Source organism: Syntrophorhabdaceae bacterium, assembly GCA_028713955.1.
Taxonomy (GTDB): domain Bacteria; phylum Desulfobacterota; class Syntrophorhabdia; order Syntrophorhabdales; family Syntrophorhabdaceae; genus UBA5609.
In genome coordinates this window covers 1-2,676 of the sequence record JAQTNJ010000350.1, presented here as the reverse complement: position 1 = coordinate 2,676, position 2,676 = coordinate 1, and the positions used below count along the sequence as shown (strand labels likewise).

Annotated in this window: 4 protein-coding genes; 1 reads left to right on the top strand and 3 read right to left on the bottom strand. The window is 47.9% G+C overall.

Annotation, left to right across the window (positions count from 1 at the left end; genetic code table 11):
• Positions 1-305: pyruvate kinase alpha/beta domain-containing protein (locus PHU49_16880; GenBank protein ID MDD5245684.1), on the top strand; the 305-nt coding region annotated here is incomplete at its 5' end.
• Positions 306-322: 17 nt separating this feature from the next.
• Here the strand turns inward: PHU49_16880 and PHU49_16875 are convergent.
• From PHU49_16875 to PHU49_16865, 3 genes are all read right to left on the bottom strand, one after another.
• Positions 323-1,705 carry a UTP--glucose-1-phosphate uridylyltransferase gene (locus PHU49_16875; GenBank protein ID MDD5245683.1) on the bottom strand — a complete coding sequence of 461 codons (1,383 nt, stop codon included), beginning with the start codon at positions 1,703-1,705 and terminating at the stop codon, positions 323-325.
• A 30-nt stretch (positions 1,706-1,735) separates the two neighbouring features.
• A complete protein-coding gene (locus PHU49_16870) occupies positions 1,736-2,179 on the bottom strand; it encodes an ATP-binding protein (protein ID MDD5245682.1) in 444 nt (147 codons plus the stop codon).
• Positions 2,180-2,299: 120 nt separating this feature from the next.
• Positions 2,300-2,641 (bottom strand): STAS domain-containing protein, encoded by a 342-nt coding sequence (locus PHU49_16865; GenBank protein MDD5245681.1) that lies wholly within the window; start codon positions 2,639-2,641, stop codon positions 2,300-2,302.
• Positions 2,642-2,676 lie beyond the last annotated feature (35 nt).

Genomic DNA, 2,676 nt, shown 5'->3' with positions numbered 1-2,676 from the left:
GGTGGATCGTAGTGTTCACAAGGTCAGGGTTCACGGCACGGCTTATTTCAAAGTTCAGACCGAAAACACCGGTTATCGCCTTTTCACCGGAGCACAAGGTAGTCAGGCAGATGGCAATATATTGGGGTGTGACAGCATATCCCGTGGAGCATTTTATCAATACAGATGACCTGATCAGGGGTGTCGATTCCATGCTTGTGAAGCTTGGCTATGCAAAAAAAGGCGACAGGATCATCATCGTCGCAAGCCACCCGCCGTCAGTATCGGGAAAAACAAATTTAATGAAGATGCACCAGTTGACCTGAAGAGAAAGACAGCGCCTTTATTCTATGTATATATCCTTTTTTTCGGTGAACTTCATGCCTTTAATCTTTTGTTGAAGCTCAATGCTGTCCAAGGCGAAGAGGGGGCCGATTTCAACCCTTGTGTCAGGATCTATTTTTATTCCGGCCTCTTTCAACCAGTTTCTGTGTAAACTCATCATGGCGTCACGGGCGGTTTCGGGTGAATCATTACCGTCTTTATTTTTTACCGGCGCGAATTCCTCTTCCCGTATAACCTCCATGCAGCAGGTTTTGCCGGCAAGGGGGATCGCATCAAATACGAAGGTCTCGAACTTCCACACATCGGCTGTGGAATATTTTCCAATATGATCAGTGTATTCAACGGCCTTTTGCGCGCAATGGTAGGGCAATACGAAACCGTGGTCAGTCAGGCGCTGAATGAAGGCAAGAGAAAATACGTGTATCGCAGTATTGCCGGCCCAGTACAGGATATTGCCATCCCCATCAAGAGCAGACATATAGTCGTCTCCGATGTCGCTGTACTCAACGACAGCATCCCTGCCATTTACATACACATAAAGGCCGACCTTTTCCCGGATATCCTGCCTCCTGACGACCTTTGTAGAAGCATCAGCGCCCGTTATTGCATGCAGCCCAAGGAATACGGGGTCGGCAATCTTCACAAGCGGGTTATCGACCTGGCAGTAAAAAAGCTCCTCGTAGCCTTGTTCTATCAATATCTTTAGCAGACCGGAATCATGGAGGGCCTTCAGCGAGCCGCCATGGCCGTCCGGGTTCACAACAAAATTGCCGTCACCATTTAAAAGGAGCTTACCTTCAGGGGTTATTGTCGGCAGCATCCCCTGCTGAAAAAAGTGAACAGTCTCCGGACGAAGACCAAAAAAATTATGAATATGAAAAAATCTGACAGTGTCCCTGTTGTTTTCCTGGCTCGTCATGATCAGCAACGGGATAGTTACCCCGTGACGTCGTGAAAGGGCCATAACCTGCTCGGCAAAAAGCTGGAAGAGGGTTTTGCCCTTTATCGGCGAGATCCGAAAGGTCCCCTTGGGTCCTTCATAGCCAAGCCGTGAGCCCTGGCCCCCGGCCACGATAAGAACAGCCGCTTTTTGTTGTTTGATCAGGGATTCTCCTGTGACGCGGGCTTCCTCTATCCTTTTCTGTTCCTGTACATTTTTTGGAATAGCGACCACCTGGGGTGGCTCGATAGTTCTTATCATTTGCCGGGTATCACTTTTTGAGCAAAATTCCTTATATACTTCAAAGGCAAGGTGAATGTCGAATTGAAGGATCTTGTGAATAAGATCATGTTTGTGTTGAGAAGACAGTGTATGATAATAATCCGCAAGGTGATCCTGGCTGTATTGCTGCAAAACACGGAGTAGTTCCTGCTCGGTCATTCCTGTTGCCCCCACTGGTTAAAAACGTTTTTAATTTTTATAATGGAAGTACCTGTGCATAGTCAATGTATTCTTATTGCCATCTGACCGGTACGTTACTTCATCCATAACCGAATCTATGATATAGAGGCCCATCCCGTGTTCCGGGATCAAGGAACGGTCTTCGGCGTTAAAATTGAAACAACGCGGGCCATAGGCGGACATCTTTTCCCCCCTGTCGCTTATTTCGAAGGTTATGCCATTGTCTGAATAGGTGGTATTGATCTCGACAGTGTGCCCGGCCTCGGAATTATAGGCATGCTTAATCGCGTTATTGACCGCTTCCACAACACACAGTTCAAGGTAATACGTGTCTATTTCGTTCATGGAGAGGTAGTTGCATATACCGCGTATGGCAACACCCACGAGTGAGACGTTATCGAGATTGCTGTCGATCAAGAAGGTGATCTTTTTTGGTGACAGTGTATCGGACATTAGCTATTCCTGGGGCTCACGCCTGTCCCCGTAAGGGGGTCGCCCCCTCCACGAACAAAGTCTCACCCACTTCATGGGTACCCGGCCTCCCCCTCTCGCTTATGAATTCGCTGGGTAGTTTCACCTTTCTATAAAGGCCTGGATCGCTTCCTGTTCCGAAGGGAAGATCTGGAATACCCGGTTCATCCTGGTAAGCCGGAAAAGGCCCATGACGGTCTCTCGTATGCCGGTAATGACAAGATCGCCGTTATCTCCTATGGTCTTAAGACTGGAGACGATTGCCCCGAGGCCGCTGCTGTCAATAAAGTCAACGTTTGCAAGATCAAGAACGATCTTTGTGTTTCCGGAGTTTATCAGGTCTACTATCTTGCCTTTAAACTCAGTAGCGCTGGACGCATCTATCCTCTTTTCCAATGGTTTCACTATGAGTATGCTGCCGACCTTTTTTTCCTGTACCTGCATGTAAACCCTCCCTCAAAATGGATCTTTCAAACCTG